Source organism: Pseudobutyrivibrio sp. MD2005 (assembly GCF_000621865.1).
GTDB lineage: Bacteria > Bacillota > Clostridia > Lachnospirales > Lachnospiraceae > Pseudobutyrivibrio.
This window is the reverse complement of the sequence record NZ_KK211360.1, coordinates 158987-185820: the sequence shown is the minus strand read 5'-3', so window position 1 is coordinate 185820 and position 26834 is coordinate 158987. Positions and strand designations below refer to the sequence as shown.

Annotated in this window: 26 protein-coding genes and 1 pseudogene; 4 read left to right on the top strand and 23 right to left on the bottom strand. The window is 36.5% G+C overall.

All coding sequences use genetic code 11. The features are described 5' to 3' along the window. Nucleotides 1-124: 124 nt before the first annotated feature. The 14 genes and pseudogenes from T498_RS0113685 to T498_RS15920 form a co-directional block, all read right to left on the bottom strand. Nucleotides 125-1405 carry a hypothetical protein gene (locus T498_RS0113685; protein ID WP_028236415.1) on the bottom strand — a complete coding sequence of 427 codons (1281 nt, stop codon included), beginning with the start codon at nt 1403-1405 and terminating at the stop codon, nt 125-127. Between the two features lie 168 nt (nt 1406-1573). Next, the gene (locus T498_RS0113680; protein ID WP_028236414.1) at nt 1574-2557 is read right to left on the bottom strand and encodes a LacI family DNA-binding transcriptional regulator; all 984 of its coding nucleotides are present in this window, start codon (nt 2555-2557) and stop codon (nt 1574-1576) included. 89 nt (nt 2558-2646) lie between these two features. Further along, on the bottom strand, nt 2647-3492 hold the full coding sequence (locus T498_RS0113675; protein WP_028236413.1) for a carbohydrate ABC transporter permease: 846 nt from the start codon (nt 3490-3492) through the stop codon (nt 2647-2649). A 12-nt stretch (nt 3493-3504) separates the two neighbouring features. Continuing rightward, on the bottom strand, nt 3505-4401 hold the full coding sequence (locus tag T498_RS0113670; protein WP_081779775.1) for a carbohydrate ABC transporter permease: 897 nt from the start codon (nt 4399-4401) through the stop codon (nt 3505-3507). 111 nt (nt 4402-4512) lie between these two features. Next, nucleotides 4513-5868, bottom strand: coding sequence for a sugar ABC transporter substrate-binding protein (locus tag T498_RS0113665; RefSeq protein WP_028236411.1), 1356 nt, complete (start codon nt 5866-5868; stop codon nt 4513-4515). Between the two features lie 338 nt (nt 5869-6206). Then, complete coding sequence (locus T498_RS0113660; RefSeq protein ID WP_028236410.1) at nt 6207-7139, bottom strand: lactate/malate family dehydrogenase; 933 nt, start codon at nt 7137-7139, stop codon at nt 6207-6209. 12 nt (nt 7140-7151) lie between these two features. Then, nucleotides 7152-8342: a M20 metallopeptidase family protein gene (locus T498_RS0113655; RefSeq protein ID WP_036978610.1), complete on the bottom strand. Its 1191-nt coding sequence runs from the start codon at nt 8340-8342 to the stop codon at nt 7152-7154. Next, nucleotides 8339-9509, bottom strand: a pseudogene (locus tag T498_RS15925) (pyridoxal phosphate-dependent aminotransferase). The gene T498_RS0113655 and the pseudogene T498_RS15925 overlap by 4 nt, the downstream one beginning before the upstream one ends. Further along, a complete protein-coding gene (locus T498_RS0113645) occupies nt 9509-10411 on the bottom strand; it encodes a MetQ/NlpA family ABC transporter substrate-binding protein (RefSeq protein ID WP_036978607.1) in 903 nt (300 codons plus the stop codon). The pseudogene T498_RS15925 and the gene T498_RS0113645 overlap by 1 nt, the downstream one beginning before the upstream one ends. Nucleotides 10412-10437: 26 nt before the next feature. Then, complete coding sequence (locus T498_RS0113640) at nt 10438-11121, bottom strand: methionine ABC transporter permease (RefSeq protein ID WP_028236407.1); 684 nt, start codon at nt 11119-11121, stop codon at nt 10438-10440. After that, entirely contained in the window at nt 11114-12172 is a 1059-nt protein-coding gene (locus tag T498_RS0113635; RefSeq protein WP_028236406.1) for a methionine ABC transporter ATP-binding protein, read from the bottom strand. The genes T498_RS0113640 and T498_RS0113635 overlap by 8 nt, the downstream gene beginning before the upstream one ends. Before the next feature lie 167 nt (nt 12173-12339). Next, nucleotides 12340-12585 (bottom strand): DUF1653 domain-containing protein, encoded by a 246-nt coding sequence (locus tag T498_RS0113630; protein WP_028236405.1) that lies wholly within the window; start codon nt 12583-12585, stop codon nt 12340-12342. 127 nt (nt 12586-12712) lie between these two features. Beyond that, nucleotides 12713-14050 carry a GntP family permease gene (locus T498_RS0113625; RefSeq protein ID WP_028236404.1) on the bottom strand — a complete coding sequence of 446 codons (1338 nt, stop codon included), beginning with the start codon at nt 14048-14050 and terminating at the stop codon, nt 12713-12715. A 30-nt stretch (nt 14051-14080) separates the two neighbouring features. After that, nucleotides 14081-15070 carry an alpha/beta hydrolase gene (locus tag T498_RS15920; RefSeq protein WP_036978603.1) on the bottom strand — a complete coding sequence of 330 codons (990 nt, stop codon included), beginning with the start codon at nt 15068-15070 and terminating at the stop codon, nt 14081-14083. Nucleotides 15071-15263: 193 nt separating this feature from the next. Between T498_RS15920 and T498_RS0113615 the strand changes: the two genes are divergently transcribed. After that, the gene (locus tag T498_RS0113615) at nt 15264-16226 is read left to right on the top strand and encodes a LysR family transcriptional regulator (RefSeq protein ID WP_028236403.1); all 963 of its coding nucleotides are present in this window, start codon (nt 15264-15266) and stop codon (nt 16224-16226) included. Between the two features lie 49 nt (nt 16227-16275). Here T498_RS0113615 and T498_RS0113610 read toward each other — a convergent pair whose 3' ends face one another. Next, nucleotides 16276-16968 carry a flavodoxin family protein gene (locus tag T498_RS0113610; protein ID WP_028236402.1) on the bottom strand — a complete coding sequence of 231 codons (693 nt, stop codon included), beginning with the start codon at nt 16966-16968 and terminating at the stop codon, nt 16276-16278. Nucleotides 16969-17200: 232 nt separating this feature from the next. Between T498_RS0113610 and T498_RS0113605 the strand changes: the two genes are divergently transcribed. Both T498_RS0113605 and sstT read left to right on the top strand, forming a co-directional pair. After that, complete coding sequence (locus T498_RS0113605) at nt 17201-18730, top strand: alanine/glycine:cation symporter family protein (protein ID WP_028236401.1); 1530 nt, start codon at nt 17201-17203, stop codon at nt 18728-18730. Between the two features lie 42 nt (nt 18731-18772). After that, a complete protein-coding gene (gene sstT / locus T498_RS0113600; RefSeq protein WP_028236400.1) occupies nt 18773-20026 on the top strand; it encodes a serine/threonine transporter SstT in 1254 nt (417 codons plus the stop codon). A 75-nt stretch (nt 20027-20101) separates the two neighbouring features. Here sstT and T498_RS16410 read toward each other — a convergent pair whose 3' ends face one another. The 5 genes from T498_RS16410 to T498_RS0113575 all read right to left on the bottom strand — a co-directional run bounded on the left by T498_RS16410 (nt 20102) and on the right by T498_RS0113575 (nt 24166). Continuing rightward, entirely contained in the window at nt 20102-21130 is a 1029-nt protein-coding gene (locus T498_RS16410; RefSeq protein WP_051524836.1) for a GGDEF domain-containing protein, read from the bottom strand. 17 nt (nt 21131-21147) lie between these two features. Beyond that, nucleotides 21148-21600, bottom strand: coding sequence for a hypothetical protein (locus T498_RS16405; protein ID WP_051524833.1), 453 nt, complete (start codon nt 21598-21600; stop codon nt 21148-21150). A 191-nt stretch (nt 21601-21791) separates the two neighbouring features. Further along, nucleotides 21792-22550 (bottom strand): lysophospholipid acyltransferase family protein, encoded by a 759-nt coding sequence (locus T498_RS15905; RefSeq protein ID WP_051524832.1) that lies wholly within the window; start codon nt 22548-22550, stop codon nt 21792-21794. Nucleotides 22551-22665: 115 nt separating this feature from the next. Next, nucleotides 22666-23754, bottom strand: a complete 1089-nt coding sequence (locus T498_RS0113580; RefSeq protein WP_028236399.1) for a radical SAM/SPASM domain-containing protein — start codon at nt 23752-23754, stop codon at nt 22666-22668. A gap of 82 nt (nt 23755-23836) precedes the next feature. Further along, nucleotides 23837-24166, bottom strand: coding sequence for a LysM peptidoglycan-binding domain-containing protein (locus T498_RS0113575; protein ID WP_051524831.1), 330 nt, complete (start codon nt 24164-24166; stop codon nt 23837-23839). A gap of 171 nt (nt 24167-24337) precedes the next feature. Here T498_RS0113575 and lexA point away from each other — a divergent pair, with 171 nt between their 5' ends. Further along, nucleotides 24338-24952 (top strand): transcriptional repressor LexA, encoded by a 615-nt coding sequence (lexA, locus tag T498_RS0113570; protein ID WP_028236397.1) that lies wholly within the window; start codon nt 24338-24340, stop codon nt 24950-24952. Between the two features lie 32 nt (nt 24953-24984). Here the strand turns inward: lexA and rsfS are convergent, their stop codons facing one another. The 3 genes from rsfS to T498_RS0113555 are packed head-to-tail and all read right to left on the bottom strand — an operon-like array spanning nt 24985 to nt 26829. Beyond that, on the bottom strand, nt 24985-25332 hold the full coding sequence (gene rsfS, locus T498_RS0113565; RefSeq protein WP_028236396.1) for a ribosome silencing factor: 348 nt from the start codon (nt 25330-25332) through the stop codon (nt 24985-24987). Nucleotides 25333-25335: 3 nt separating this feature from the next. Beyond that, nucleotides 25336-26529, bottom strand: a complete 1194-nt coding sequence (gene nadD / locus T498_RS16630) for a nicotinate (nicotinamide) nucleotide adenylyltransferase (protein ID WP_081779774.1) — start codon at nt 26527-26529, stop codon at nt 25336-25338. A gap of 12 nt (nt 26530-26541) precedes the next feature. Then, nucleotides 26542-26829, bottom strand: a complete 288-nt coding sequence (locus T498_RS0113555) for a YhbY family RNA-binding protein (RefSeq protein ID WP_028236394.1) — start codon at nt 26827-26829, stop codon at nt 26542-26544. Nucleotides 26830-26834 lie beyond the last annotated feature (5 nt).

Genomic DNA, 26834 nt, shown 5'->3' with positions numbered 1-26834 from the left:
CAATTAAAACAATTCAAATACTATTACCGTAAAAACACAAATCTTATAAAATACCTTTAAAAAGCTTTTTCATACATTTCTCCCAATTTTGTTAATACTATTTCAGCTAATAAAAAGCCTCAAGCTATTTTTGTGGCACCTGATGCTTTGGCCTATTGTTTTTGTATGGCCCTTCTATCTTATATTCAATTCCCAGGTCATCCATTACTTTACAAAATGCATTTACATACTTGCTTTCTTTGATGAGTTGCATGAATGTAACAAATATTTTATCCGCCATAGATGTAACTTCCAGAAGCAGATGACCATCTACTAATGCTCCATAGCTTTCTACATAGTCTGCCACATCACCCCAATCCATCTTACCTGTATAATTTACAATAAACGTTCCATGCTTAGCATCCTTGCCCCTACTTGGATCATTTTTCTGATAGAACGAGCGCTTATTTTTGAGACCATCAATTTTATCGACTTCTTCTATTAGCATTAGACGCTTTTTTAGCTCGTAAGCGCTAACTGAAGGATCAGCCTGAAGAATTATCTGGCTTCTGGTAAGTGTACCAAGTTTATCAATATCATAGTTAAAATAATCCCTTTTATAATCAATGTGAATATGCGACAAAAGATCACAATGTGTGTTAGGCATTCCGATATCCGCCGATGGATTATGAGCTATTTCACCGCCAATCACCTCATATTTTTCTGGAAGTAATGTATGAAGAGCCTTTGCTAAGGCAACTAAGAAAAATGCTGCCACGCTTGAATCATTATCTTTTGCAAAATTCATAATGTCCTTTTGATTAAATGTAAAGAAATAATAATTAGGATTTCTTTTTAAAGGATTATATAAACCATTGAGATAATCAATCAGCATTACAACCGGATTTTTACTCTTATATTCATAAATAGGCTCCTCATCAGGGATTGTCTCTAAGCTAGGCTCATCAGCTTCCCCTGGCAGCAAAGGACTATCTGGCTTTCTAATTCCAGGCACATTTGGAGTAACTCCATATTTTTCTACTACATACTGATATACATTTGTCATTACCCAAGGTAGAATACCTCTTCCACCGCACATAGAATGACTAATATTAAAATTAATATTTTTCCCATCACAATCCACATACAATAGATGCAGATTCACTTCTTCACTTCCAAGAGGCGGAAGCTTTTTAGGTGTTGGCATGACAACTACATCTAGATTATTAGGCTCAAAATCATAACCACCATCTTCGCCAAGCACAACCTTCACAGCAAAATATGGGTATCTCTTAATTGCAACATTAACCGCATGTCTTAGAATATTAATATCCACCTCATCTTTCATGGTGACCTTAATTCTGACAGAAAATGTAATAACACTTTCATCTGCGTATAGCCTATAAGTATCGATACTATGCTTCATACCGCCTCCTCCTTTACTCAATATCCCCTAATTCCATATCATGTTTTCATTTTAAAACTAGTGCTAATTCATAGCAATAAAAAATGAAGAGGTCCGAATTCTAAAATGAATTCAAAACCTCTTCTATATAAGAATATGAAGGATGAAGAAAAAGTCATATAAACAATATTAATGCGCCGTAGATTTATCTCTATGTAAACTAACTGATAAATGCACCTCGTTAGTATCTACGTCTTTACCGTTAATAAGGTCCATCATAATTTTGACTGATTCTTTGGCCAAATCACCAATCGGTTGGCAAATGGTAGTAAGTCCTGGGGAGGCAAGCCTGCTCATCTCTGTTCCATCATAACCTACCACTTTTAATTGACCCGGAATATCTATTCCTTTTTCGTGAGCCCTTTTCATGGCCGACATAACTATAATGTCTGTGCCAAATATACCATCTACATCTGAATAATTATTTATAAATTCATAAGTAGCTTTATCAGCAGATGCTTCAGACACATCGTTTATGTCTGTTAATATTTCATGGTAGCCAATGCCATGTTCCTTTATTATTTGTTCAAATACATCATGTCTAAGCAAAGCTGGAGAACCGGTTTTCGAAGAGCCTCTAAACTGCAACACGTTTTTGCAACCAGCCTCAATAAGCTCCATAGCGGCTAGACGGCCACCTTCTTTATGATTAACTGAAACGCACGGTATAGCTTTACCAAATGTGTGATCTAAAGCCACAATCGGCCTATCAATATTGAAGTACTCTTCATTGGTAATAGAATGAGTTCCACATATGATGCCGTCCACCATGTTGCGTTTCAGCATATCAAAATACTGAAGTTCATAGCTGCCATCTGACCATGTATTGCAAATCATAGCTTTATAATTATACGAAAATAGTTCTACAACCACTTTATCTACAAATTCTGCGAAAAATGGATGGGAAATTTGAGGGATAATTACAGCAACAATCCCCGTTCTTTTATAGTACAAATTTCTTGCAATCTCATTTGGGGTATAGTTTAATTCCTGAATTGCCTCAAGTACCTTTTGCCTTGTTTCCTCTTTTACATATCCATTTTCACTAAGCACTCTAGACACTGTCGCTACTCCAACGCCTGCCCTTTGTGCTACATCCCTAATTGTCGCCATACGTTCTTATCCTTTCTCGTGGATATAGTTTACGATATAGGTTTTTGGATGATTAATCAAGCAAATAATTGATTATTAAACTGTGTTTTTTAACCTTTTATACCTGAAGAAGCAATACCTTCAACATAGTATTTCTGCATGAATACAAACATAACAATCATTGGAATTGCAGATAAAACTAAGGAAGCCATAATAGCGCTATAATGAACAGGCTGTGTTCCAAAGAACGATTGAACTGCAAGCTGAATTGTACGCTTATCTTTTCCTGTCATTACTAAGAATGGCCACATGAAATCATTCCAATGTGCTACAAAATCAAGGATAAATACTGTAGCATAAACTGTCTTTGAAATAGGCATTACAATGCTAAAAAATGTTCTTATTGGAGAGCTGCCATCAATTGATGCCGCCTCTAATAAATCATCTGGTATGTCTTTGAAAAAGTTATAAAACATATAGATTGAGAAGCATTTTGCAATTGAAGGAACCACTAGTGCAGGTAGTGAATTTACCCAGTCTAATTGGCTCATTTCTATATACATTGGAAGCAATATAGCCTCCATAGGCATAACCATAAGCGCTACAACAAAACTAAGTATTAGTTTTCTTCCTCTAAAACGGAATTTAGCAAGTGCATATCCGCAGATTGAATTAATTAATAAATCTAGAACCAGTATTAATAAAATATATGTAAGTGTGTTTTTAAAAACATTAGCTAAATCTACTCTTCTAAAAACTTCAATAAAGTTGTCCAAACTAGCCTCTTCAGGAATGAAAGTCTTTATTGAATTCATATTTGCAAATATCTTTGCTTCCGGCTTCAGCGATGCAGCTATCATCCAGATTAGTGGAGACACAAAAATAATTCCAATAATTGTATTACCAGCATAAAAGAATATTTTTTGAAGAGCATTTTGCGCTTTTAAAGATTTCATAAGCTACTCCTTTCATTTGTCTGCTGTTACTTTCTGTAGGAATAGGGACATAGCCACAACTATTACGAAAAATACAGCAGCAACTGCGCAGGCATATCCAAAATTTCCTTTTTGGAAACCCTGTGTATAGATGTAATACACCATAGTTTTTGTTGAATTTCTAGGACCACCCTGTGTCATTACATAAGGCTGTGTAAACAACTTCATGGCCTGAATCATGGTAATCATAATGACATACTTAATTGTTCCCTTTAGATTAGGAAGTGTAACAAACAAAAACTGTTGCCATGGTGTCGCACCATCTACCGAAGCAGCTTCATATTGATCTTTAGGAATGCCTTGTAAGCCTGCCAAAAAAATCATCATCTGATAACCAGCTCCCTGCCATGCAGACATGAAAATGATTGAATTCATGGCTGTTTTTTCATTAGTCAGGAAGTTGATTGGCTCCATTCCTAAATTTGCTAAAAGAGCATTGATTAATCCTGTATTAGGATTTGAATTATATAAAACAGTCCAAAGAACAGATATAACAACCATAGATGTTAACTGTGGACTGAAATACATCGTTCTAAAAAATGAAACTCCCCTATATTTTTTTGATACAAGCATTGCAAGTACCAATGCCAATGTGCACTGTACAGGCACAACTACAATTGTGAAGTAAAATGTGTTTTTTAATGAAATCCAGAAGTCTGAATCTGAAAATAATTTCTTATAATTCTCAAGTCCAACGAATAAAATATCGTTTGGTCTCATTACCTGATATTGAAATACTGAATAGTAAATCGTATATATTATTGGTACTGCAAGAAAAGCAAGCAGTAAACCTACTGCAGGCAGCGCGAAAACATATCCAGCAATACGTTCATCTCTTTTTCTTCCAGACAGTTTTTCAATTTTTGCCATAGATATTGCTCCCATTTTTATGTAATTCTCTAGTCGTTTTCACGTGAGTTTATTTTATAAAAGTCGCACCATAATAGATGCGACTTTTATAATTGTTTTTACCATTACGAACTACTTTGCGTAGTAAGTATTGTAATCCTCAGCAAAACTTTCAGCTACCGAATCAAGCTGCTCTTTGATGTATGATTCATCAACGCTCTTTGTTGAAGCTGCGTCAGAGAATATATTTGTCATTGCCTCTGCATAATCTGTTGAGAATGTTGCATAAGATGGAGTTCTTGGACGTGGAGCTGCTGTGTTCTGAAGCTGCTCTACGAATAATGCTCTTGGTCCTTCAGCGTATGCTGCCATGCACTCTTCATCATATGATGATGCACGTGTTGCAGGCTTTGCGATAGCATCTGCATATGAAGCGACATTTTCTGTATTCATTAACCACTTAAGGAACTCACCTGTAGCCTCAACGTTCTCACAATCCTTTGATACTGCAGCTGACCAGTCACCGCAAGGAGAAACTGCCTTTTTAGTATCATCAGCAACAGGATAATATGTTACACCCCAATCAAAATCAGCGTTTGCCTCAAGAGTTGCAACATCCCATGAACCACCTAATTCAGTAGCACATGCACCATTTAAAAACTCATCTGTAATTGGATCTACATTTGCATATCCGTTTGCAATTAAATCTGCAAGATATGCTGTTGTCTTAACTGCTTCGTCACTATTTACATAGCCATCAGCTGTTGTACCATCTTCTGAAATGTAATCCTTTCCAGCTGAAAGATACATTGGCTCAAGTGCATAAGGAATACCTTCGCCGTGATCCATGATAATGTGTGTTCCTACATAGCTATCTGTTGTACATTTCTTAGCGATGTCTGCCATTTCTGACCATGTGATAGGATTATCAAGTGTTCTTGAATCCAAGTCATCTGTATCAACACCACATTCCTTTAATAAATCCTTATTGTAGTAGAAAGCTACACCAGACTGTGTTGCAGAGATTGCATATAATTCTCCATTATATGTGCACTGAGCCTGAGTTGCAGGATCAAAATCGTCAATCTCATCACTAAAATAATCTGTAATAGGAACGATGATGTCATTAGCTGCATAATATGAAACCTGTGGTCCATCAACAAAGAAAATTGAAGGAAGGTCATTTGATGTAACTGCAGTTGCAATCTTATTGTCATAAGCATATGAATCAGAACGATCAATTGCCTCTCTAGCTGCAAGCATATCTGGATGCTCAGCGTTCCATTCATCTATTTTCTCAGCCCACCAATTTTCAATAGACTCCTTATCACTTGGAGACCAAATTGTAATTACTGCATTCTCCATATCTCCCTGTGTGTTTGCAGCAGCTTCTGTTCCTGCGTCATCTGAAGACTTTGAAGAACCACAAGCAATAAGCGATGATGCCATCATAATAGCAAGTGTTGTGCAAAGCATTTTTCTTTTCATTTTTCTCTCTCCTCCTAATTTCAAATCATATATATGGAACCCGTTCCATATCCCCTCAATAAAAAACGCAGCCCGGTCCTGCGTTCTATTTTATGCTATGGAACCCGTTCCATATTTTCTATACTTAAAATACACCTTTATGCTATTAGAAGTCAAACGTTTTGAAGTAATCTTCCGGCCGAATACTGCACAAATATTTATAGCAATTTTTAGGTATTATTTCACTTAGTATGAAGAATGTTGATAAATACAGCATTCTCTTAAACCTAGGCAGTCTCAATATCGTAGGACATTCCAGCATTCAAAATATGTTTTGAGTCAAAAGCATTTTTTCTCTTTTATAGATTAGCTCTTATGCTTTCGCAGCAATCATGAAAACGTTTTTTATCTGATTCTGAAAGTGGAATCTCGATGACTTTTTCAATTCCATTTCTTCCTACAATTGCTGGAACACCTACAAACAGTTCGTTTTCGTCATATTCCCCTTCAAGGGGCGCACTTACAGGAACAATTGCTTTCTCATCATACCTTACGAATCTTACTAAACGAGCGGCAGTAAGAGCTATTGCATATTCTGTACAGAATTTTCCGTTATATGTAATCCAGCCGCCTTCTTTGGCATCCTTTTCTATTTCAGGTAAGTCAAACTTAATTCCTTTGGCCTTTTCGAAATCGAATAATGAAAGCCCATTGAAGCTTATAGCTGACGCAGGGGCAATCTGATTGCTGCCATGCTCACCTATCATATATGCAGTGATAGATTCGGCACTTACGCCAGATTTTTCTTGAAGACGAAGCTTTAATCTTGCAGTATCAAGTCCTGTTCCAGTCCCAAAAACTCTTCCCTTTTCTAAGCTAAGAATATCACTAAGCTTTTTAGTAATAACATCACATGGATTTGAAATATTAATAAGTATGCCATTAAATCCAGAGTTCTTTAAGCGGGTGCCATAGCTTGCAATAGCCTTAGTGTTAAATTCAAGCTCCATAAGCCTTGTATTAGAGCCTTTTAGAGCAGCTATATCACCTACCGCATTTACGATAACATCCCTGTCCCCCAAATCCTCTATTTCGCCTATTCTAATATTTACTCTGTGAGGTAAGAATTCTGTGGAATCAAGAATATCCTGCCTTTCAGCAGTCAGCTTTCCTTTTTTCTCTTCAAGATCTACAAGCACAAAATCATCGGCAAGCCCCTGTAAAGCCAACGTATATAAAACATGGGCTCCAACATGCCCTAAACCAATTATTCCAACTTTAAAATCACTCATATTATGTCCCCTTTAGTCAAGATTATTAAGCACCCAGTCTGCATAACCAGCATAAATTGCAGCGCCGATTTCTAGAGCATTTTCATCAATATCAAAATCAAAGGTATGATAAGGATTCTCACTGCCTGGCACATCAGGATTACCTGTTCCAAGATAAACGTAAACACCCTCGATTTCTTTTTGATATTCGCAAAAATCATCGCCTGAAAGATAAATGTCTCTATCAGTTTTGATCTTTAAGTCATTCCCGAAAACTCCCCTAACAGCCTTAATAGCTTCATCACAACCAGTTTCAGGATTCACTAAGACAGATGCAAAATCTTCCCATTCAACTATGGCATCACCGCCATAAAGCTTTGCTATAGACTTCGCAGCATCATTAATAAGATTATTAACTTTCTTTCTATTTTCGTCTGACACATTTCTTGTAGTGCCTTCAAGTACTGCCGAACCAGCTACAATATTGTAAGCCGTGCCTGCCTCAAGCTTTCCAACGCCGATTATCACCGGTTCAATTGGTGATGTCATTCGAGATACTATTCCTTGCAAGGTAACCACAATTTGACTTGCAATATATAAAGCATCCACACCTTCTTCAGGCTTACACACATGAGCCTCTTTGCCAGTTATCTTTATGGTGAAATGATCTACACTAGCATTATTGATGCCTTTTTTGATACCAATAGTGCCACTTCGTAAATCCGGAGCACAATGGATACCAAGAATTCTATTTGCTTTTCCAAGCGTATCGCATTTTTTATTTACAAATATTTTTCCACCAGTTCCGATTTCCTCTGCCGGTTGAAACAAAAAGCGAACCTTTCCTTTTAGAGATGATTTATGTTCAGATAATATTTTTGCCGCTCCTAGTAACATAGCAGTATGTGAATCATGTCCACAGGCGTGCATGACACCTGGATTTTTTGAACCGTACTCTCTCCCCTTGATTTCTAATATCGGCAACGCATCTATATCAGCTCTAAGTGCAACTTCATTTTCCGATTTTAAATCGCCTTCCAAAATGCCTACAACCCCAGTTTCAGATACCCTCTTATGTTTAATACCTAATTTTTCAAGCTCAATTTCGATTCTTTCGGTTGTTCTAAATTCCTGCAAAGATAATTCTGGATGACTATGAAAATCTCGTCGTAATTCAATTATATAGTCTCTATTATCTCTAGCTTTATTAAGAATATCTATCATTTAGCCACTTCCATCTTTTTCTTTATATCTGCAAGTCGTTCTAATGCGCCATTTAATGTTTCATCTTTTTTTGCAAAATGAAATCTGACGTAATTATTAATGTTTTCATGGAAAAAGCTTGAGCCAGGAACCGCTCCAACTCCAACTTTTTCAGCCAAATCGTAGCAGAATTTCAAATCATCATCATACTTCCAATCCGAAATATCTACCATTACATAGTAGGCGCCTTCTGGCTTTTTAAACTTTAATCCGATATCAGCAAGACCATCGCAAAACAGATCTCTTTTATGAGTATATTTTTCAAGTAAATCTTTGTAATATTCATCAGAAAATTTAAGCCCCGTTACAATTGCCTCTTGTAAAGGTGCAGCTGCTCCAACAGTTAGAAAATCATGTACTTTACGAATACGTTCAGTGATTTCTGTAGGCGCTATAGTATAACCAAGTCTCCAGCCTGTAATGGAATATGTCTTTGATAAAGATCCTGTCACTATAGTTCTCTCCCTCATTCCTGGAAGAGCCGCCATGTACACCATCTTATTTGGGCTATAAACTATATGTTCATACACTTCATCTGTAATGATATATGCATCATATCTGATGGCGATGTCTGCAATAGTTTGCATTTCTTCTAAGGTAAAGACTTTTCCCGATGGATTAGAAGGATTGCAAAGTATCAAAGCTTTTGCCCCCTTCTTAAATGCAGCCTCAAGCTCGTCGGCATCAAAGGAAAATGTTGGAGGCTTCAAAGGAACATATATAGGCTCGGCACCAGATAGAATAGAGTCAGCTCCATAGTTTTCGTAAAATGGCGAAAAAATAACCACCTTATCTCCAGGATTGCAAACACTCATCACCGCTGCCATCATGGCTTCAGTACCACCACATGTAATTACCACTTCACTATTTGGGTCAACATTTATTCCCATAAATCTTGTTGCCTTTGCTGCCAATGCTTCTCTTGTATTTTGCGCACCCCAAGTAATTGAATATTGATGAAAATCCTCGCTTGCAACCTCTTTTAATCTATCAAGGATTTCCTTTTGGTGGATCAAAATCCGGAAATCCTTGAGAAAGATTTATTGCGGAATATTTATTTGACACTCTTGTCATTCTTCTAATGACTGAGTCTGTAAAATTTGCTGTTCTTTCTGATAATGGTCTCATTATTTATACTCGCTTAATCTATCCTGGTCCCAACCTACTTTGATGAAGTATCCGCCAAATGTATCATTGAATACACTCTCTGTTGCATCTGTCTGGAATGCCTCTACAACCTTCTCATAAGCAGCTACTAATTCAGGATCTGAAAGATCTTCGGTTCTTGCGGCAATAAGATTCCAATACTTTTCTTCATCAAGTACTGTATCCTTGTAAATTGCACTTTCAACATCAAGACCAAAGTCTAAAGCATAGTTACCATTAATGATTGCTGCTGTAACATCTGGAAGAGTTGAAGGAATTGTATTTGCTGCAAGCTCCTCGATTGTCACTTTCACATTGTACTTTTCAATATCATCTAGAGTTGGATTGAAATTATCATTATCTTTAAGGGTGATTACTCCAGCTGCCTCAAGTACCTTTAAAGCTCTACCTTCATTTGTAGGATCATTTGGTACAGCAATTGTATCACCATCCTTAAGTTCATCTACCGACTTAATCTTTTCAGAATATAAATTAAGAGGGATGATAAACGTATTTCCGATATTTGTTAAATCATATCCATACTGATCAATTTCTGACTGAAGATAAATCTGATGCTGGAATGCATTTAAATCAATCTCGCCATTTGCAAGAGCATTATTTGGTGTTACATAATCTGAAAACTGTACAATTTCAAGGTTAATTCCTTCATCTGCAAGTGTATCTACAGCATTTGCCCAAAGATCTTCGTAAATAGAGCCTACAACGCCAATCTTAATATCGACTGTTTCTCCATCAGCTGCTTGTTCTGTTGCAGCTTCCTTTGTTCCATCAGTTTGATTTTCAGAGCCTGTATTTGCTCCGCAGCCTGCCAGTGTTGCCACTGTAGTAAGTGTTAGTAAAATAGATAAAAATTTCTTTTTCATAATGTCTCCTTCTATATCTTATTTATTTAATCATGAGAATTTTTCTTTGCTACCTTGTCACCAGCAAACTGAAATACGCTCACAACTATTACCAAAACAATAACCGTTGCCCAAGTTATATCTGTCATGTTTCTATCATGACCATATCTGATTGCAAAATCTCCAAGTCCTCCTGCTCCAACTACACCAGCCATGGCTGTAAGTCCAAGAAGGCTTATTGCCGTAATGGTTGTAGCTCTTGCAAGTGGTCCTATACTTTCTCTTAAATAGACTCTTATGATAATGTCAAATGGAGATAGTCCCATTGCTGTAGCAGCTTCTATAAGGCCATCTGAAGTCTGTGCCAACGCTGATTGTACCTGTCTTGTGAAAAATGGAACTGCCCCAAATACAAGTGGAACAATAGCACCTCTAATGTAAATTGCCGTTCCCATCAGTAATCTTGAAAGTGGCATAAGTGCTGTCAGCAAAATAATAAAAGGTATTGATCTAAATAGATTTGTAATTATATCCAATACTTTATAAATATATTTGTTTTCTAGAATCCCTCCACTACGTGTTACAGTAAGAATGATTCCAAATATAAATCCAATGATAAATACTATGGCTCCTGCCCAAAGCTCCATAATGAATGTGTCGATTATCGCCTGAATAAAATCAGCCCATTTATCTGAAAGATTTGGAGCAAGCTCTGCAAAACTATTATTCATTTTTGTCGGTCTCCTTATCAAAATTAATTATGTCAACTCGTACGCTCTTATCTTTCAAGTACTTAATAGCACCCTCGATATTTTTTGGGTCTCCACTAAAGATTACAACAGTACCACCGATTGGAGCTCCTGAAACAATTTCCACATCTGCAAGTAAAATATTTAAATTCAAATCAAACTTCTTTGTAACAGTAGAAATGATTGGCTCTGAAACATCCTTCTTAAGATATGTAAGTCGTGCCACCACATCATCAGCTTGAATTGAAATGCCGTCTGGATTGTCGCTTAAAATATCCTCCAGCTTATAAAGATTGGATGTAGTCTTAATAAAGTCCTTAGTTAGCTTTTCCTGAGGATTAGCAAATATATCAAACACATCACCTGTCTCTACAACTTCACCCTGATCCATTACTGCAACTTTATTACAGATTTGTTTAATTACATCCATCTCATGAGTGATAACAACAATCGTAATATTTAGTTTAGAATTCAATTTCTTTAGAAGCTTTAAAATAGAATCTGTAGTCTGTGGATCAAGAGCACTTGTTGCCTCGTCTGAAAGAAGAATCTTTGGATTATTTGCTAGTGCTCTTGCAATTGCAACTCGCTGTTTTTGTCCTCCAGATAACTCAGCTGGATAAGCATTTTCTTTATCAGATAGCTCAACAAGCCCCAACAAATATCTTGCTCTCCCATAGATTTCTTCTTTTGATAAACCACTATGCTTTAACGGTAAGATAATATTTTCTATTACTGTTCTGGATGGCATAAGATTGAAGTGCTGAAATATCATTCCAATCTTTTTTCTTTCTTCTCTAAGCTCCTTTGGCTTAAGCTCAGTAATATCAATTCCATCAATCTTAACAGTGCCGGATGAAGGTTTTTCCAAAAGATTTATACATCTAACCAATGTTGATTTTCCTGCCCCAGAAAAACCTATAATTCCGTATATATCTCCATCGTTAATACTTACTGAAACATTCTTTAATGCTTCTACGCTATTTTCTCCGCCATCGGAAAATGTTTTTACAATGTTTTCTAGTTCAATCAACTAAGTTGCCTCCATGTATTTATTATTCTTGAAGAACTTGGTCATATCCTATCACTACATTTTGGCTCTGTATAATTCCAATAATTTATATCTGGCAATAGATTATATCTATAGCAAATTTGTTAAACATAATTTAAGGGACGCCAATTGGCGTCCCTTTTTACTATTTAATGTTTCTTGCTTGCAATATCCTGAAGTTCAAAGCGGTATTTCTGCTTAACTTCAGGATATTTTTCATGATCAACCTCAGATAAAAACATTTCTTTAGGTCTAACCCAAAGTGACCCGTCATCATAAAGCTTACGATAAACCACCATATCTTCTTGGGTTTCGGAGTCTTTTGCTACATCCTCCACTAAATAATAATCTCCTTTAAAATGCTTATATACTCTGTGTAATACTAACTCCTGCATAACATTCTCCTTTTAATTCTTTTGTTTTCCCTTAAAGTCACAATACAATTACTTTATCATATAATCACAAAAGCGCCCATCCCAATAATGAGATAAGCGCTTATTTTATAGCTCTTACAATATATTATTAATACATTACCATTGCTACAAGACATGCAACAAAAGCACCAACCATAGGAGCAATTACAGATGTAACAAATACATACCAGTAACCATCCTTAAGAGAAATCTTCATCCAGTTAAGCTGAGCGACCATACCGCCTGCATTTGGAAGAGTATTCATACCTGTAACAGCTGCTGGAGCAATACGATGTAACGCAGCTGGGCTTGCCCCCTTTTGAACAAGAGTTGTTGTAAAGAACTGGAAGAATGTCTGAACAGCGGCTGTTCCACTACCCATGATTCCAGCCAGGATATTTAATCCAAGGAACTCTGTAATGTATGGATTCATATTGAAGTTTAAAACCCAATTCTTAATAGCTTCAAAACCAATACTTGACTGAAGTACAGTTGAAAAACCGATAATTGCAGCAGCCATAACAGTTGCGCCAACACCGTTTTGTACTCCCTTTCCAATAGTATCTTTAAGCTTGTCACCTATCTGCTTGTGGCAAAGAACAACAAGTAATACACTTCCCACAAACATAGCAAGAACTACGACTGCGTTGGCATTTTCCATCTTAATAGCCTTAACATTTGAGAACGCAAGTACAAGTCCAATTACAACGATAAATGGAATAAGTGCAACGCCTACTGAAGGTAGATCATCACGAGTAGGAACAATCTTTACCGGTGTTGTAGTATCAACTACTGTTCCCTCAGCAACGGCAGCCTTCTTTGCTGCATATACCATATATCCATAACCAACTGCTGTTGAAACAACAAATGCAACAATACCAAGAACTGGCGCACTACCAAGTGAAACGCTTTCGCCAGGAAGCTGCTCTGCAATAATTGATGCAGGAATTGTGTTTGTAACATTAATTGCATAAGGCAACATAGCTGAGCATGTAGCTCCGATGAAGATGATTCCAGGAATCATTCTATAAGGATAACCAGCACGCTTCATCATAACTGTTGCTATAGGTGCAATAACAAAAAGTACTACGAATCCAGAAATACCAACATATACAAATACTGTTGTTATAACTGTAATTGAAAGAATAACATTTTTTACACCAAGCTTTTCAGTAATGACATTGGCGATTGCCTCTGCTGTTCCTGAAGCAGCCATAAGCTCACCAAATACAGCACCAATAACAAGCACGAAAATCTGACTTCCAATGAATGCTGTGTATCCACCAGCATAATTTGTAAGCGAATCCCACCAGTTCATCCAGCTAGTAGCAATAATTATAAACGATACAATAATTGTAGATGTAAATACATCTAACCCCTTCCATACAACCACAATAAACAAAATTGCCGCCAATAGAAGGCCTAATACAGAAATTGTTGTAGCCATTTTAAACTCCCTTTCCTTTATACATGATTACTATTGTTCTAATGGTAGAACTTTAATGTCTTTTAACGGACATCTATATGGGTTCTTTCCATCCCAGAAAATCTTATCCAACCAATCAATACAACGGTTAATGTTTTCGTCCGCTTTAATTACCTGACTTCCATGTGGCTCCCCTTCAAAAAGATCTAATTCAGCACGACCCTCTCCACATAGAGCATCAATCTTCTCTTTCATGTAAATCGATTGTCTTGGATCTATAACCATATCATTTAATCCATGCTGTAGAAGCATTGGAGGACAATCCTTAGTAACGTACGCAATCGGACTAGCCTTTAATGTTTTTTCAGGATACCATAATGGATTAAAACCTAAAAGCTCTCCAAACATAGAGTTTGCCCCTTTACCATCACCTGGCATCATTCCTTTACCAGCACCTGTTGCATTACGCTTTTCTGCTATATCAAAACCAAACTGTTCACAACTCATAAGCTCACTAGTTGTGTACCAGGCAATTGCTGCCTGCACCTTGCTAGAAGCTTCAACTCCTATTGATAAATCATCCATCTCTGGATTATCCCCTGTCACTGCTAAAAGCTGAGTAACATTTCCTCCTGCAGAGTTTCCCCAAACAACAAATTTGTTTGGATCAAGATTGTATTTTTCTGCATTAGCTCTTAAAAATCTGATTGCAGCCTTTCCATCATATAGCTGCGCTGGCCACTTGGCCTCAGAATAAAGACGATACTCAATTGTTGCAATAGCATAGCCCTGTGAAATCGGCTTACACATGCTCTTAATATAATGAGTACGCTTATGACCAGCAGCGAAAGCCCCACCATGAAATACTATCACAACAGGATATGGGCCCTCTCCCTTATCTGGATACCATATATCTAAAATCTGATTAACAGATTCATTGGCGTATTGAATATCTAGTTCGGTCTTTGCAAATTGTGTTACGTCAATTTCAGGCTCTGATTTAATCCAGATACTGCGGTTTGTCGGAAAATTCTTATCCATAACCATTCCCTTTCTATCTTGTTAATTATTTAACTAATTTATACTTAAAGTATATTTGCAAATCTCCTCTATGTCTAATAGACATTTTGGTATATAATCATAACAGTAATGTTATGATTTATTTATTTTCCATAGCATTTTAGTGCAATATTGATAATTATATAACTTACTTTTTAGACAAAATGGAGTTAAAATGAATACCACTCAATTAGAATATTTTAGAAAAATCGCAGAAATCGGAAACATGACTAAAGCCGCAGAAGAATTGCATGTATCGCAACCTGCTCTTAGTAGAATAATCAAAACTATGGAAAAGGAACTAGATATGGTTCTTTTTGAAAGAGCTGGAAGAAACATCATCCTAAGTCAAAGTGGTAAAGAATTCTATAATACCTGTGAGCAGTTTCTGTCTCAGGTAGATTTAATTCGACTTGCATCAAAAACAAATTCTAAAACTGCAGGCTCTCTTTCAATTGTCACCTGCGTTGAAAATATGCACGTAGCTAGATTGATTTCAGAGTTTTCACTTCTATATCCCAACATTCTTCTCTGTGAAAAGACATCCTACGCATACGATAATTATGTTGATTGGGATGATTGTGATTTTGCAATTAGAGCCACCTCTGGTGATACACATATAAATTTTTCTGATGGCTTTGCAAGAACGCCTGCAAGTTCTTCAAATAACTTTGATGATACTAATAGTCATAACACCAATAATTCCTTTAAGCATCTTGTGAAAATAATGGATGAGCCGTATGCTTTGGTTGTAAATAAAGATATGAAAATCGCCTCAAAAGATATTATTTCTCTTAAAGAGGCCGCAGATCTTCCTTTCATTTTACCTACGGCTGAACATTCTCATAGAGCAAGAATTCTTGAACTTTGTAAGCAATATGGGTTCATACCTAATTGCAGATTGGAAACCACACACTACAGTATTGTTTTAGAAATGATTTCACGAAGTGAGTGCGTAGCACTAATCCCTCAGAACGCTCCTGGCCTGGCTGGTTTTTCTCAAGCTAAAATGATAAAACTTGATAATCCAGATATTAAGCGAATTATTAATCTTTACCAAAATACTGAAAAAGAAGAAACACCAGCAGCAGCTGCTTTTCGAGAATTTGTTCAGGCCAAGCTTGCACTAAAACTCTAGTTGCCCAAAAGAAATAAAGCGCACTACTCATTTGAATAGTGCGCTTTTATTATTTCCAAGGCCTTTTATCTTTAAGCCATCCTTTATCATTCCAGTATTTAGTATCCTTTGGATTTTTACTGATTCTTTGAACAAATCTCATACAGTAAAATAATAGCTTAGTCTTTAATGAAGCCCTAACATTTTTGCTGTTTTTAATTATCTTATTGGCAAGAAATGTCATATCTTTATCAATGAGAGCTTTCTTTTTATCACTGACACCCTCCCAATTTACAGCCATAACAGCCTTACCGTATTTACGAATTCTTGCAACACCCCAGAAAGAAAGGCTATCTACCATATCTTTTAATGTAGATTTCATACCTCCACCGGCAGCTGTACAGATACAAACTCCCTGCTTTTTAAACATGGATTCTTCTGGACAATGGACCATCCATCTATTACCAAAATGATCTAAAAATGCTTTCATTGGACCAGTTACATGATATACATAAACTGGACTTGCAAGAATTATTACGTCAGACTCGTCTAATGATTTAATAATAGGCTGCAACTTCGCATAATGTGGACAGTGATCAGCAGTTTTGAAAAAACATGTATTACATCCAAGGCAAAACTCACCAAAGTCTCTTGGCAAAAAATATTCTGTTATATCGCCGCCTATTTTCTCAGCTAAGCTATGGGCAATATGATAAGTCGAGCTTTTGTGGTTCTGCCCATATATAACAACAGTTTTTAACATTTACAAGTATCTCCCATTTATAAATATGAAGTTATGGCTTTAAATCATTTATAGCGATGAAATATTACCTAAAGATTTCTCTTCGTTGATATTATAGCAAAATTACATATAAACCTCATTATTTATTAAGATATTATAACACAATTTAACACTTTACATTAGTAAAGTAGTATGGTATATTCTTCATATATTTTTTGGGTAATTCAGGTGCCCGAAAGTAAGAGGAGGAAATATGGAAAGCTTTCTATCAAAAGTTGAAGTAATCAATAACGCAATTAACGGATTTGTATGGGGACTTCCAATGCTTATCTTGCTGGTTGGAACAGGTATTCTCATGACATGCCTCACCAAGTTTTTCCAGATTAGTCATTTTAAGCATTGGCTTTCTAATACAATTGGCGGTATCTTCAAAGACTCACATGTTACAGCACATACACATAAGGAAGATACACAGATTTCCCAGTTCCAAAGTCTTTGCACAGCACTTGCAGCTACAATTGGAACAGGAAATATCGCCGGTGTTGCAGCAGCCATAGCTTCTGGTGGTCCTGGTGCTATCTTTTGGATGTGGATTGTTGCTTTCTTCGGTATGATGACAAACTTTGCCGAAAATGTTCTTGGTATATACTACCGCAGACGTAATGAAAGAAATGAATGGTGTGGCGGTGCCATGTATTATCTTCACGATGGCCTAGGTTCTAAAAAGGGTTGTAAGCAAATCGGTGCGATACTCGCCACATTATTTAGTGTATTTTGTATTGGTGCATCATTTGGTATCGGTAATATGGGCCAGGTAAATTCTATCGCTGTAAATATTAAGTCAGCCTTTGGTATCCCTTCATTAGTAACTGGTATTTTCCTTATGATTCTTGGAGCATTAGTAATTGTAGGTGGACTTAAGCGAATTGCAGCAGTTACTGAAAAGCTTGTACCTTTCATGGCCGTTATTTATATGATTTGTGCAATCATTGTATGCGCTGTTCACATCAATCAGTTTGGTGCAGTATTCACTTCTATTATTAAAGGCGCTTTTGGTATGCGTGCTGTTGGCGGTGGTATTGTTGGTAGCGGTGTTGCAATGGCAGTTCAATGGGGAATGAAGCGCGGCGTTTTCTCAAACGAAGCAGGTCTTGGTTCTTCAGTAATGGTTCACTCATCTTCTAATGTTAGAGAGCCAGTTGTTCAGGGTATGTGGGGTATCTTCGAAGTATTCGCGGATACAATTGTTGTTTGTACAATTACAGCCTTCGCTGTGCTTTCAAGTGGACTTGTTGATCTTGAAACAGGTGTTGTAATCTCAGACCAGGTTTCAACTGCTCTTGTAGCTGAAGCATTTTCAACAGTATTTGGACGCTTTGGTTCAATGTTTATCGCTGTTGCGATCTTACTCTTCGCCTTCTCTACAACATTAGGCTGGAGCCAATATGGTAGCAAAGGATTCGAATATCTCTTTGGAAGAAAGAATATTAAGTTCTATCAGATTGTATTCGTATTATTTATTGTAGTTGGTGCAACAATGGACTTATCTCTCGCTTGGGATATTTCAGATACTTTAAATGGTATGATGGCCATTCCAAACCTTATTGGTGTTTTAAGTCTTAGTGGTACGGTAATGAAGATTACACACAATTACATTCAAAGAAATCTTCAGCACAAAGATGTAAAGCCAATGCTTTCTGCACTTGATGACATTCAGGAGCTTCACGAGCACGAATTAAAGCAAAAAAAAAGCCTAGAAAAAGAAGCTAATAAAACTGCTTAATCTATATACCTTCATCTTATAATAAAACTTAGGAGAAATAATATGAAAATCATAAAAATGTACAGCAGCATAAGTCTTATCATCAGAATATTATGCGGTTTATTAATTGGTGTTGTCCTTGGACTTCTGTTTGATAATTTAAATTGTATCTCTTTATTAGGAACTATTTTTGTAGGCGCATTAAAGGCCGTAGCTCCTGTACTTGTATTTGTACTCGTTATTTCATCACTTGCTCAGGGCAATGATAAACTCGACCGCCGTTTCGGTCTCGTTATCCTGCTCTACATGGTAAGTACTTTACTTGCTTCTTTTGTAGCTGTAGTTGGTAGCTTTATGTTCCCACAAACAATCGTACTTACTGAAGCCGCTGAAGCAGAAACAATTCCAACAGGTGTTGGTGAAGTCCTTTCTAATCTTCTTTCTACTATGGTCGGCAACCCAGTTGGCGCTATCGTTGATGGTCGCTATATCGGTATTCTATTCTGGGCAGTAATTTTTGGTCTTGCAGCAAAGAGAACAGCTAGCGATACAACCAAGAAAGTAATGGAAGATATTTCAGAACTCGTATCTTTAGCAGTTAAATGGATTATTAACCTTGCACCATTCGGTATCATGGGTCTTGTTTACGCAAACGTATCAACTAATGGACTTGCAATCTTCACAGATTATGGTAAACTCCTCGCTCTTTTAGTTGGATGCATGCTCACAGTTGCTCTTGTTGTTGATCCATTGCTTGCAGCAATTGTTCTTCGCACAAACCCATATCCACTAGTATTTAGATGCCTTAAGGAATCAGGCGTAACAGCATTCTTTACACGAAGCTCTGCTGCTAATATTCCTGTAAACATGGAGCTTTGTGAAGCTCTCGGTATGGATAGAGAAATGTATGCCGTTTCAATTCCTCTTGGCGCAACAATCAACATGGATGGTGCAGCTATTACAATCGCTGTTATGTCACTTGCAGCAGCTAATACAGTCGGAATTCAGGTATCGTTTGCAACAGCATTAATCCTTGCTTTCATTGCTACTCTTGCAGCTTGTGGAGCTTCAGGTGTTGCAGGTGGTTCATTACTTCTTATTCCAATGGCTTGCTCATTATTTGGTGTTAACTCAGATGTTGCAATGCAGGTTGTTGCAGTAGGATTTATCATTGGAGTTGTACAGGATTCTGTAGAGACAGCTCTTAATTCAGCTGGTGACGTTATGTTTGCTGCTACTGCCGAATACTCTCAGTGGAAGCGCGATGGAAAATCACTTCCTACATTCCTCGGCGGAACAACAAAAGTAGATATCTAATATTGCTAATTCAAAATGTTCATTACTATATAATTAAGACCCACCATTATCGGTGGGTCTTTAATGTTTTTTAAACTATAAAACAATCTTGTTCTTACCATTATGCTTGCCTTCATATAGCTTGCCATCAGCGGTACTAATCCATGAATCAATAGTCATGTCATTGTCATAAACTGCCATTCCAATAGTAACAGTTACATAAAAGCTAAATCCATTAAACCGAAATTCATAATTCTCAATTATTTTACGCAGATCATCAATGAATTCATAACCTTCCACTTGTCCGCCTCTTCCAGAGCTAACGAAAATAAATTCCTCTCCGCCCCATCTACAGCATAACACCTCGTCATGGTTTCTAAAGATATCACTTACAGTGGCTAAAACATAATCTCCACAATTATGTCCATAAGTATCATTAATCTGCTTAAAATCATCAATATCAGCGATTGCGATCCAATAACCATTCAACCCTCGATTATTGTTAATATCCTCAATATAATTTGAAAAATAGTAACGATTAGGTAAGGTTGTAAGCTTGTCATGGGACATCTGGTGCTCAAGCTTTTCTTCTGATTCTTTAACTATGTATATGAATACTTGCATAACCGCTATAACAATTATAAATGTAACTATGCCCCAAATAATTGTTAAACAATAATTTGCTTTTACAGGCATATTATATGGATGCCCATGGAAAAACACGTAAATGTATGAACCAATATAAGCGACCATACCAACTATACAGATTGAAAGAACTCTAAAATATTTTGTCTTAAGTGTACTGCATACGTATTCTGCATAAAACGCAAGTACGCTCAAAGCAAACAGTGTTACCTGAAATCCATTATCCCATCCAGTAAAAATAATTGATAGTGTCATATGGGCAACAACTTCTAAATAAGTTCCAAAACCATACAATCTATACCAGCCTTTTAATATACACACTGTCATGAAAGGATAGAAAAGAATACTGAATACATTAAATCTAACCATAGGAGTAACGCCACACTGTAGAAAAATATTATACATAAGTACATGTATAAAGAAAAAGCTAATAGATAATATACTTCCCATTAGTTTCGCTCTTCTAACATTCATTTCCATAAATCATGCTCCTCTGGTTAAGTTCTATATACTTTTATTGTGACATCAGTGTCTTCTAATGCGATTATTAATTGCTTTTTTACATCTTCCCACATAAGCCCATCAAGGCCACATCCTATTTGCGGCATTGATACGACCCTAATTTTATTTGTAACTATAGCACTTCTCATTTCAAAAAAGGCCATGCTAACAGATACCAGTGTCGGTGAATCCATATAATTTCTTTTAATAACAAGATTAAGGACCTTATCTTCAAGAATGCAAAATCCCTGTGAACCATCCCTGGTGTTATCCCATTTATTTAAGTAATTTCCGTATTTTGAAACAAGTCTATTTTTTGTATTGTATGTCATGTTAAATTTGACAGAAATGCCTTTTTTCATCGCAAAGTCGGCTGATATCCCCTGGGCATAATACGTTTCTCGATCATTGACGTGAAATAAATCACCATCATACTCCTTTAAAATCATATTTAACCCCCTAAATTGAACCATTCCCCACAATTCTTTAAGTCATTATAAACTATAAATTTTATGAAATTATGTCCATTTTAGAAATTCTGGTTACAATTATATTTATAACCAACACTTTATAGGAATCACAGAATCTTTCCTATAAATTAAAAAAGAGCTTTGAATTAAATCAAAGCTCATAGCATATTTTAGTTTTCTTCATGGATTTTAGGATTGTTCTCCGGATTGTTAACATAGACACCAAATTCTTCCATAGTTGAAATAATGGTACTTCTAACGATATCTGCCACCTCATGGGTCTTCATATCTTTGTACATATCGTAGGTGATTGGCCTGCCAAATATAACTTTTGTAGTGACTGGTCCCGGTTTAAAACTGTTGAAAGCTAGATATGAATCAATAAGTGTAACCGGAATGATAGGCACCTTGGCCCTCATAGCGCATTTAAAGCTTCCAGGCTTGAAACGCTGAACAATGTTGCCATTGGTGGCATAACCACCCTCAGAAAACAGAATAAAGCGGGTTCCCTCAAGCACTTCTTTTGTTATCTGATCCATAATGCGAATGTTCTGACGAACATCATCTAGTGCCAAACGCTTTGCTCCAAGCAAATCTACCATTTCTCGAACTAAAAATCCGTATGATTTGGCCTTATCCATTACAAATGTGCATGGTTCTCTATGGGCATACATAATGCCTAAAGCATCATATTTTCCTTGATGATTTGGATACATTACGTATCCGCCTTCCTCAGGCAAGTTTTCAGTGCCATATATTTCTGTTGAAATCCTGGCACTTTTCTTTAGATATCTGATTAGCCTTAAAGCGTATGCATAGCGTGTCTTTTCAGGATATTTTTCCTTATGCTTAATCATTTTACGCATTGTAGAAACAATCTTTGGCCCACGCTTTAAGTTAGACAATATCGCAATAATAAAACGTAACATCTATTCTCCTGACACAATATGTTGTGCAAAATAATATTTTAGCCAAGAAATATATTAACATATTCCGCTGTGTCTCTCAAATCAATAAACATATTATCGATTGAAGGAATAATTCTTATCCAAGCAATGCCTGAACTTGGTCACGTTTTTCATAAAGCACACATCCACCAACATGGTCATCCATTAGAATATCGCCTGATTGCAAGCTATTAAACAGCTTAGAACTAATGGCTCCTTTTAATCCTAGCTCTAATACATTTGTATCTGAGAAAGGAGAAAATGGACATGGCTCTGCTGCTCCATGTGAGTTAATATGGAAAAAGCCTCTACCTGCAGCTACACATCCTCCAGAGGACTTTTCGTCACCTGGAAATGATATAAATACTATATCCTCATATGAATCTCTAAGTACTGCGATTCTTTGTCTTAGCTTTTCTTCCATTTCTTCTGTAAGGGCAAGCTCTTTGCTCTCATCAGAAACTGGAACGTACTCAACAAAAATAACAGCTTTACATCCATACCCTTGAAGCATAGAAATGAAATCATCAGAAAGAACATCGTCAATATTTTCTGTCGTGACTGTAACTGAATTTCCAAATATTTGATTATTAGCCTTAAACTTTTCCATATTGCTGATAAGCTTATCATAAATACCAGCGCCACGTCTGTTATCTGTAGCTTCCTTATGACCTTCAATACTCATAATCGGAACTAGATTTCTATTATTATCAAATAGCTCAAAATATTCATCACTGATGAAAACACCATTTGTAAAAATAGGAAACAGAATGTTAGGCTTTTTCGCTGCAGCTTTAATTACATCTTTTCTAAGAAGAGGTTCTCCCCCTGCAAGTAAAATAAAGCTAATCCCAAGTGCTTCTGCCTCGTTAAATATATCAAGCCACTGTGCATCTGTAAGCTGATTAACTGGCTCACAGTCCTTTGTAGCCTCATTTTCCCTGGAATAACATCCCGCACAATGAAGATTACAATTACTAGTAATGGAAGCGATTAAAAATGGAGGTACATGTAAATCTTCAGCCTCGTATTTCTTTCTAATATCAGATGCCTTCTTTGTTGCTAAGGCAAATTTGCCCATAAATATACTTTCTTTAGGATTTTTAAAAGTAGCTCTAAGGGAATCCTTTACTACGCGCTCCACACCCTTAGTCATATAGCTTTGAATATCAAAATCCTTGCTCATAATAAACCACCTCGTAATATTTCTTGATATAAATATTATATTACATTTGATTTAATTGCAAGCAATTCTAATTATGATTGGTTTATAATTCTTCAAAGGAAGTGTATTCAATAACAAGATGTTTTCCAGCTGTAATATCATCTGTTCCAAGATGATTTATGGATTTAATATTATCAATAAAATCTTCTTTGTCGGTGAAATCTGGCCCCATAAACTGATCTGCTATAGTCCATAGAGTGTCACCAGGCTGTATCTCATAGCTAGTGTAATATGTATATACTTCCCTATTTGTTTCAGCGTCAGCCTTATTTGAAAAAAGAGAAACACTCATAAATACAGTGAACGCTATAATAATAACTAACATAATTTTTCTAATTCTAATAATCTGATATGCCTTAGTGTTCTTTCTCATATTATTCACCTCCAAAAAGATGTTCGGAACCTTTGTTCTGGTATTAATATAAATCCGAACGTTCGTTTTGTCAACACATTTTTCGAACAAAATTTCGGAAAATGTGTTTGCAAAAATATGTTCCGTATGCTAAGGTATAAATAGAAAATAAATGGAAAGGAGCTTTTCCCTATGGCTTATGGAAAAATTTCTGCAAAGCAGCGTGAAATTCTTGAAGTTATAAAGACAGAAATACTAAACAAAGGATACCCTCCTACAGTTAGAGAGCTCTGCGATGCTTGTAATCTTAAATCCACATCCTCAGTACACTCTCATCTTGAGACACTTGAGAAAAATGGTTATATAAAGCGTGACCCTTCTAAGCCACGTGCCATCGAAATCGTCGATGATAATTTCAATTTAGTTCGTAGAGAAGTTGTTAATGTTCCTGTTGTTGGTAAAGTAGCAGCTGGCCAGCCTCTTCTTGCCGTTCAAAACATTGATGAATACTTCCCTATCCCTGCCGAGCATATGCCTAATCAGCAGACATTCATGCTCAGAGTAAAGGGTGAATCTATGATTAATGCAGGTATTCTTGATGGTGACACTATTATAGTTCAGCAGCAGGATACAGCCAAAAATGGTGATATGGTTGTAGCACTTGTGGATGATAGCGCTACAGTTAAGACATTCTATAAAGAAGATGGTCACATTCGTCTTCAGCCTGAAAACGACACTATGGATCCAATCATTGTTGAGAATTGTGTAATCCTTGGTAAAGTATTCGGTGTGTTCCGTTTCTTCTAACGAAAAACGACCCCAAAATTGGGGTCGTTTTTTTAAAGATCTTTCGCATCTATAATGATTCCATCTTTCCAGATTCTCTCAAGATCATAGAATAATCTATCTTCCTCTGAGAATAAGTGAACGATAACATCTTCATAGTCCATAAGCACCCATGTGCTTGCTCTATTTCCTTCGATTGATTTTGCATGAATACCCTGCTCATAAAGTACTCTATCTACCTCATCCTGCATAGCATTCATCTGGCTCTGGTTTGAAGCTGAAGCTACAATAAAGAAATCAGCCATAACGCTAACCTCTGAAATATCTATAGCCTTTACATCTATAGCCTTTTTATCATCAAGGGCTTTGCAAACTAACTTTGCCATCTCTCTAGATTCCATGTTCTACCTCTCTTCCATATACTTTTTATAATATTCGAACGTTTCTATTGTTGTTGGATCAACCATATCAGGATTTGAATTTAAATAATTAACCGAATCCTCTAAAATCAGATAAACGCATAAATCTAAATCATTAAATGCTGTATATCTAATAACATCTAAACGAGGCTGCTTATCACGGCCAGGTTCAATATAATCCGCAACAAATATAATCTTATCTAAAAGATTCATGTTAGGACAACCAGTGGTGTGAACAGCAATCGCATGAGCAATCTGCTCGTCAAAAACATCATATTTGCTTTTACAATAATGAGCGCCAACCTTTCCATGAAGCAAATGAGGATATTTTCGCTCAATGTCTGTAATCGTAATATTGTTCTTTTCGCAGACGCTGATTCGCTTTTCATCTGATATACATTTAGCACAATCATGAAGCATTCCGGCAACCTGTGCAGTAACAGCAGGATAATTCCATTTGATTGCAAGATCATAAGCTGTGGATGCAACACCAAGAGTGTGTACGTATCTGCTAGGCTTAAGCTCCTTTTTCATTTCATTATCCAAACGCACAATATCGGCATTTGTATAGGAATAATCGCTGTATAAATTATGCTCTATAATATATTCAGCTACATTTGGTTTTACGTATCCCTTTATGCTTAAATCCTTGTAAAAGGACTTTCTGATTTCTGATGATGACAAGCCATTTGCTTTATAATCAATGAGCATAAAATCTCCAACAAACATATTCTTACATTCGTGAATGGCTTTCTCAAGACTTTCGAAATCGTCACCCAAACGTGGTGCCACTAAAACAGTCGCGAATTCAGAAATAATATCGGGTTTAACCCAATTTTTGAAATTGATTAGGCTATCGCTACCCATGATAAAGAAAATTTCATCATCAGGATGCTCCTTATTATACTCAGTAAAAGTAATATATGAATAGCTTTTGCCTGCGCGATAAATTTCGCGATCATCTAAAGCAAGGCAATCTTCCCCCTTAAGGGCAAGGCGAACCATCTCGAGTCGATTAATATCAGAGATTTTGTCCGCAGTGTCCTTATGTGGTGGAGCGCCTGCCACAAGAAAATACACAATATCTAAATCAAACTGAACAAGGGCTGCCTTAGCAATCTCAATGTGAGTATTGTGGATGGGATTGAAGGTGCCGCCGTAAACACCAATTCTAGCCATTTCAAGCTCCTATTAATTAGGTAATTTAATAACAGGCTTCTTTGAAGCTCTGTAAAGAATAATCTTCTTTCCGATAACTCTAACAACCTCTGAATGAGTACGCTCTGCAAGAATCTGAGCCATCTCGCGAGGATCGTCAAAGCAATTCTTAAGTACATTTATTTTAATAAGCTCTCTAGCCTCAAGCGCCTCATCTACAGCCTGTGTATGCTCTGGTGTAAGACTTGCCTTACCGATCTGTAAAATAGGGGTAATATCGGCTGCTAGAGATGATAAATAAGCTCTTTGTTTATTAGTCATTTTTC

Bases quoted from the DNA above. Each gene is read 5' to 3' on its own strand.
- T498_RS0113580 (WP_028236399.1), bottom strand. From the start codon at position 23,754: ATGAGCAAGGATTTTGATATTCAAAGCTATATGACTAAGGGTGTGGAG.
- lexA (WP_028236397.1), top strand. From the start codon at position 24,338: ATGGCTTATGGAAAAATTTCTGCAAAGCAGCGTGAAATTCTTGAAGTT.
- rsfS (WP_028236396.1), bottom strand. From the start codon at position 25,332: ATGGAATCTAGAGAGATGGCAAAGTTAGTTTGCAAAGCCCTTGATGAT.
- T498_RS0113685 (WP_028236415.1), bottom strand. From the start codon at position 1,405: ATGAAGCATAGTATCGATACTTATAGGCTATACGCAGATGAAAGTGTT.
- T498_RS0113640 (WP_028236407.1), bottom strand. From the start codon at position 11,121: ATGAATAATAGTTTTGCAGAGCTTGCTCCAAATCTTTCAGATAAATGG.
- T498_RS16405 (WP_051524833.1), bottom strand. From the start codon at position 21,600: ATGATTTTAAAGGAGTATGATGGTGATTTATTTCACGTCAATGATCGA.
- T498_RS0113605 (WP_028236401.1), top strand. From the start codon at position 17,201: ATGGAAAGCTTTCTATCAAAAGTTGAAGTAATCAATAACGCAATTAAC.
- T498_RS0113625 (WP_028236404.1), bottom strand. From the start codon at position 14,050: ATGGCTACAACAATTTCTGTATTAGGCCTTCTATTGGCGGCAATTTTG.
- T498_RS0113660 (WP_028236410.1), bottom strand. From the start codon at position 7,139: ATGAGTGATTTTAAAGTTGGAATAATTGGTTTAGGGCATGTTGGAGCC.
- T498_RS0113680 (WP_028236414.1), bottom strand. From the start codon at position 2,557: ATGGCGACAATTAGGGATGTAGCACAAAGGGCAGGCGTTGGAGTAGCG.
- T498_RS16410 (WP_051524836.1), bottom strand. From the start codon at position 21,130: ATGGAAATGAATGTTAGAAGAGCGAAACTAATGGGAAGTATATTATCT.
- T498_RS15905 (WP_051524832.1), bottom strand. From the start codon at position 22,550: ATGTTACGTTTTATTATTGCGATATTGTCTAACTTAAAGCGTGGGCCA.
- T498_RS0113610 (WP_028236402.1), bottom strand. From the start codon at position 16,968: ATGTTAAAAACTGTTGTTATATATGGGCAGAACCACAAAAGCTCGACT.
- T498_RS0113655 (WP_036978610.1), bottom strand. From the start codon at position 8,342: ATGATAGATATTCTTAATAAAGCTAGAGATAATAGAGACTATATAATT.
- T498_RS0113645 (WP_036978607.1), bottom strand. From the start codon at position 10,411: ATGAAAAAGAAATTTTTATCTATTTTACTAACACTTACTACAGTGGCA.
- T498_RS0113555 (WP_028236394.1), bottom strand. From the start codon at position 26,829: ATGACTAATAAACAAAGAGCTTATTTATCATCTCTAGCAGCCGATATT.
- T498_RS0113675 (WP_028236413.1), bottom strand. From the start codon at position 3,492: ATGAAATCTTTAAAAGCGCAAAATGCTCTTCAAAAAATATTCTTTTAT.
- T498_RS0113665 (WP_028236411.1), bottom strand. From the start codon at position 5,868: ATGAAAAGAAAAATGCTTTGCACAACACTTGCTATTATGATGGCATCA.
- sstT (WP_028236400.1), top strand. From the start codon at position 18,773: ATGAAAATCATAAAAATGTACAGCAGCATAAGTCTTATCATCAGAATA.
- T498_RS0113615 (WP_028236403.1), top strand. From the start codon at position 15,264: ATGAATACCACTCAATTAGAATATTTTAGAAAAATCGCAGAAATCGGA.
- T498_RS0113575 (WP_051524831.1), bottom strand. From the start codon at position 24,166: ATGAGAAAGAACACTAAGGCATATCAGATTATTAGAATTAGAAAAATT.
- T498_RS0113670 (WP_081779775.1), bottom strand. From the start codon at position 4,401: ATGGCAAAAATTGAAAAACTGTCTGGAAGAAAAAGAGATGAACGTATT.
- T498_RS0113630 (WP_028236405.1), bottom strand. From the start codon at position 12,585: ATGCAGGAGTTAGTATTACACAGAGTATATAAGCATTTTAAAGGAGAT.
- nadD (WP_081779774.1), bottom strand. From the start codon at position 26,529: ATGGCTAGAATTGGTGTTTACGGCGGCACCTTCAATCCCATCCACAAT.
- T498_RS15920 (WP_036978603.1), bottom strand. From the start codon at position 15,070: ATGGATAAGAATTTTCCGACAAACCGCAGTATCTGGATTAAATCAGAG.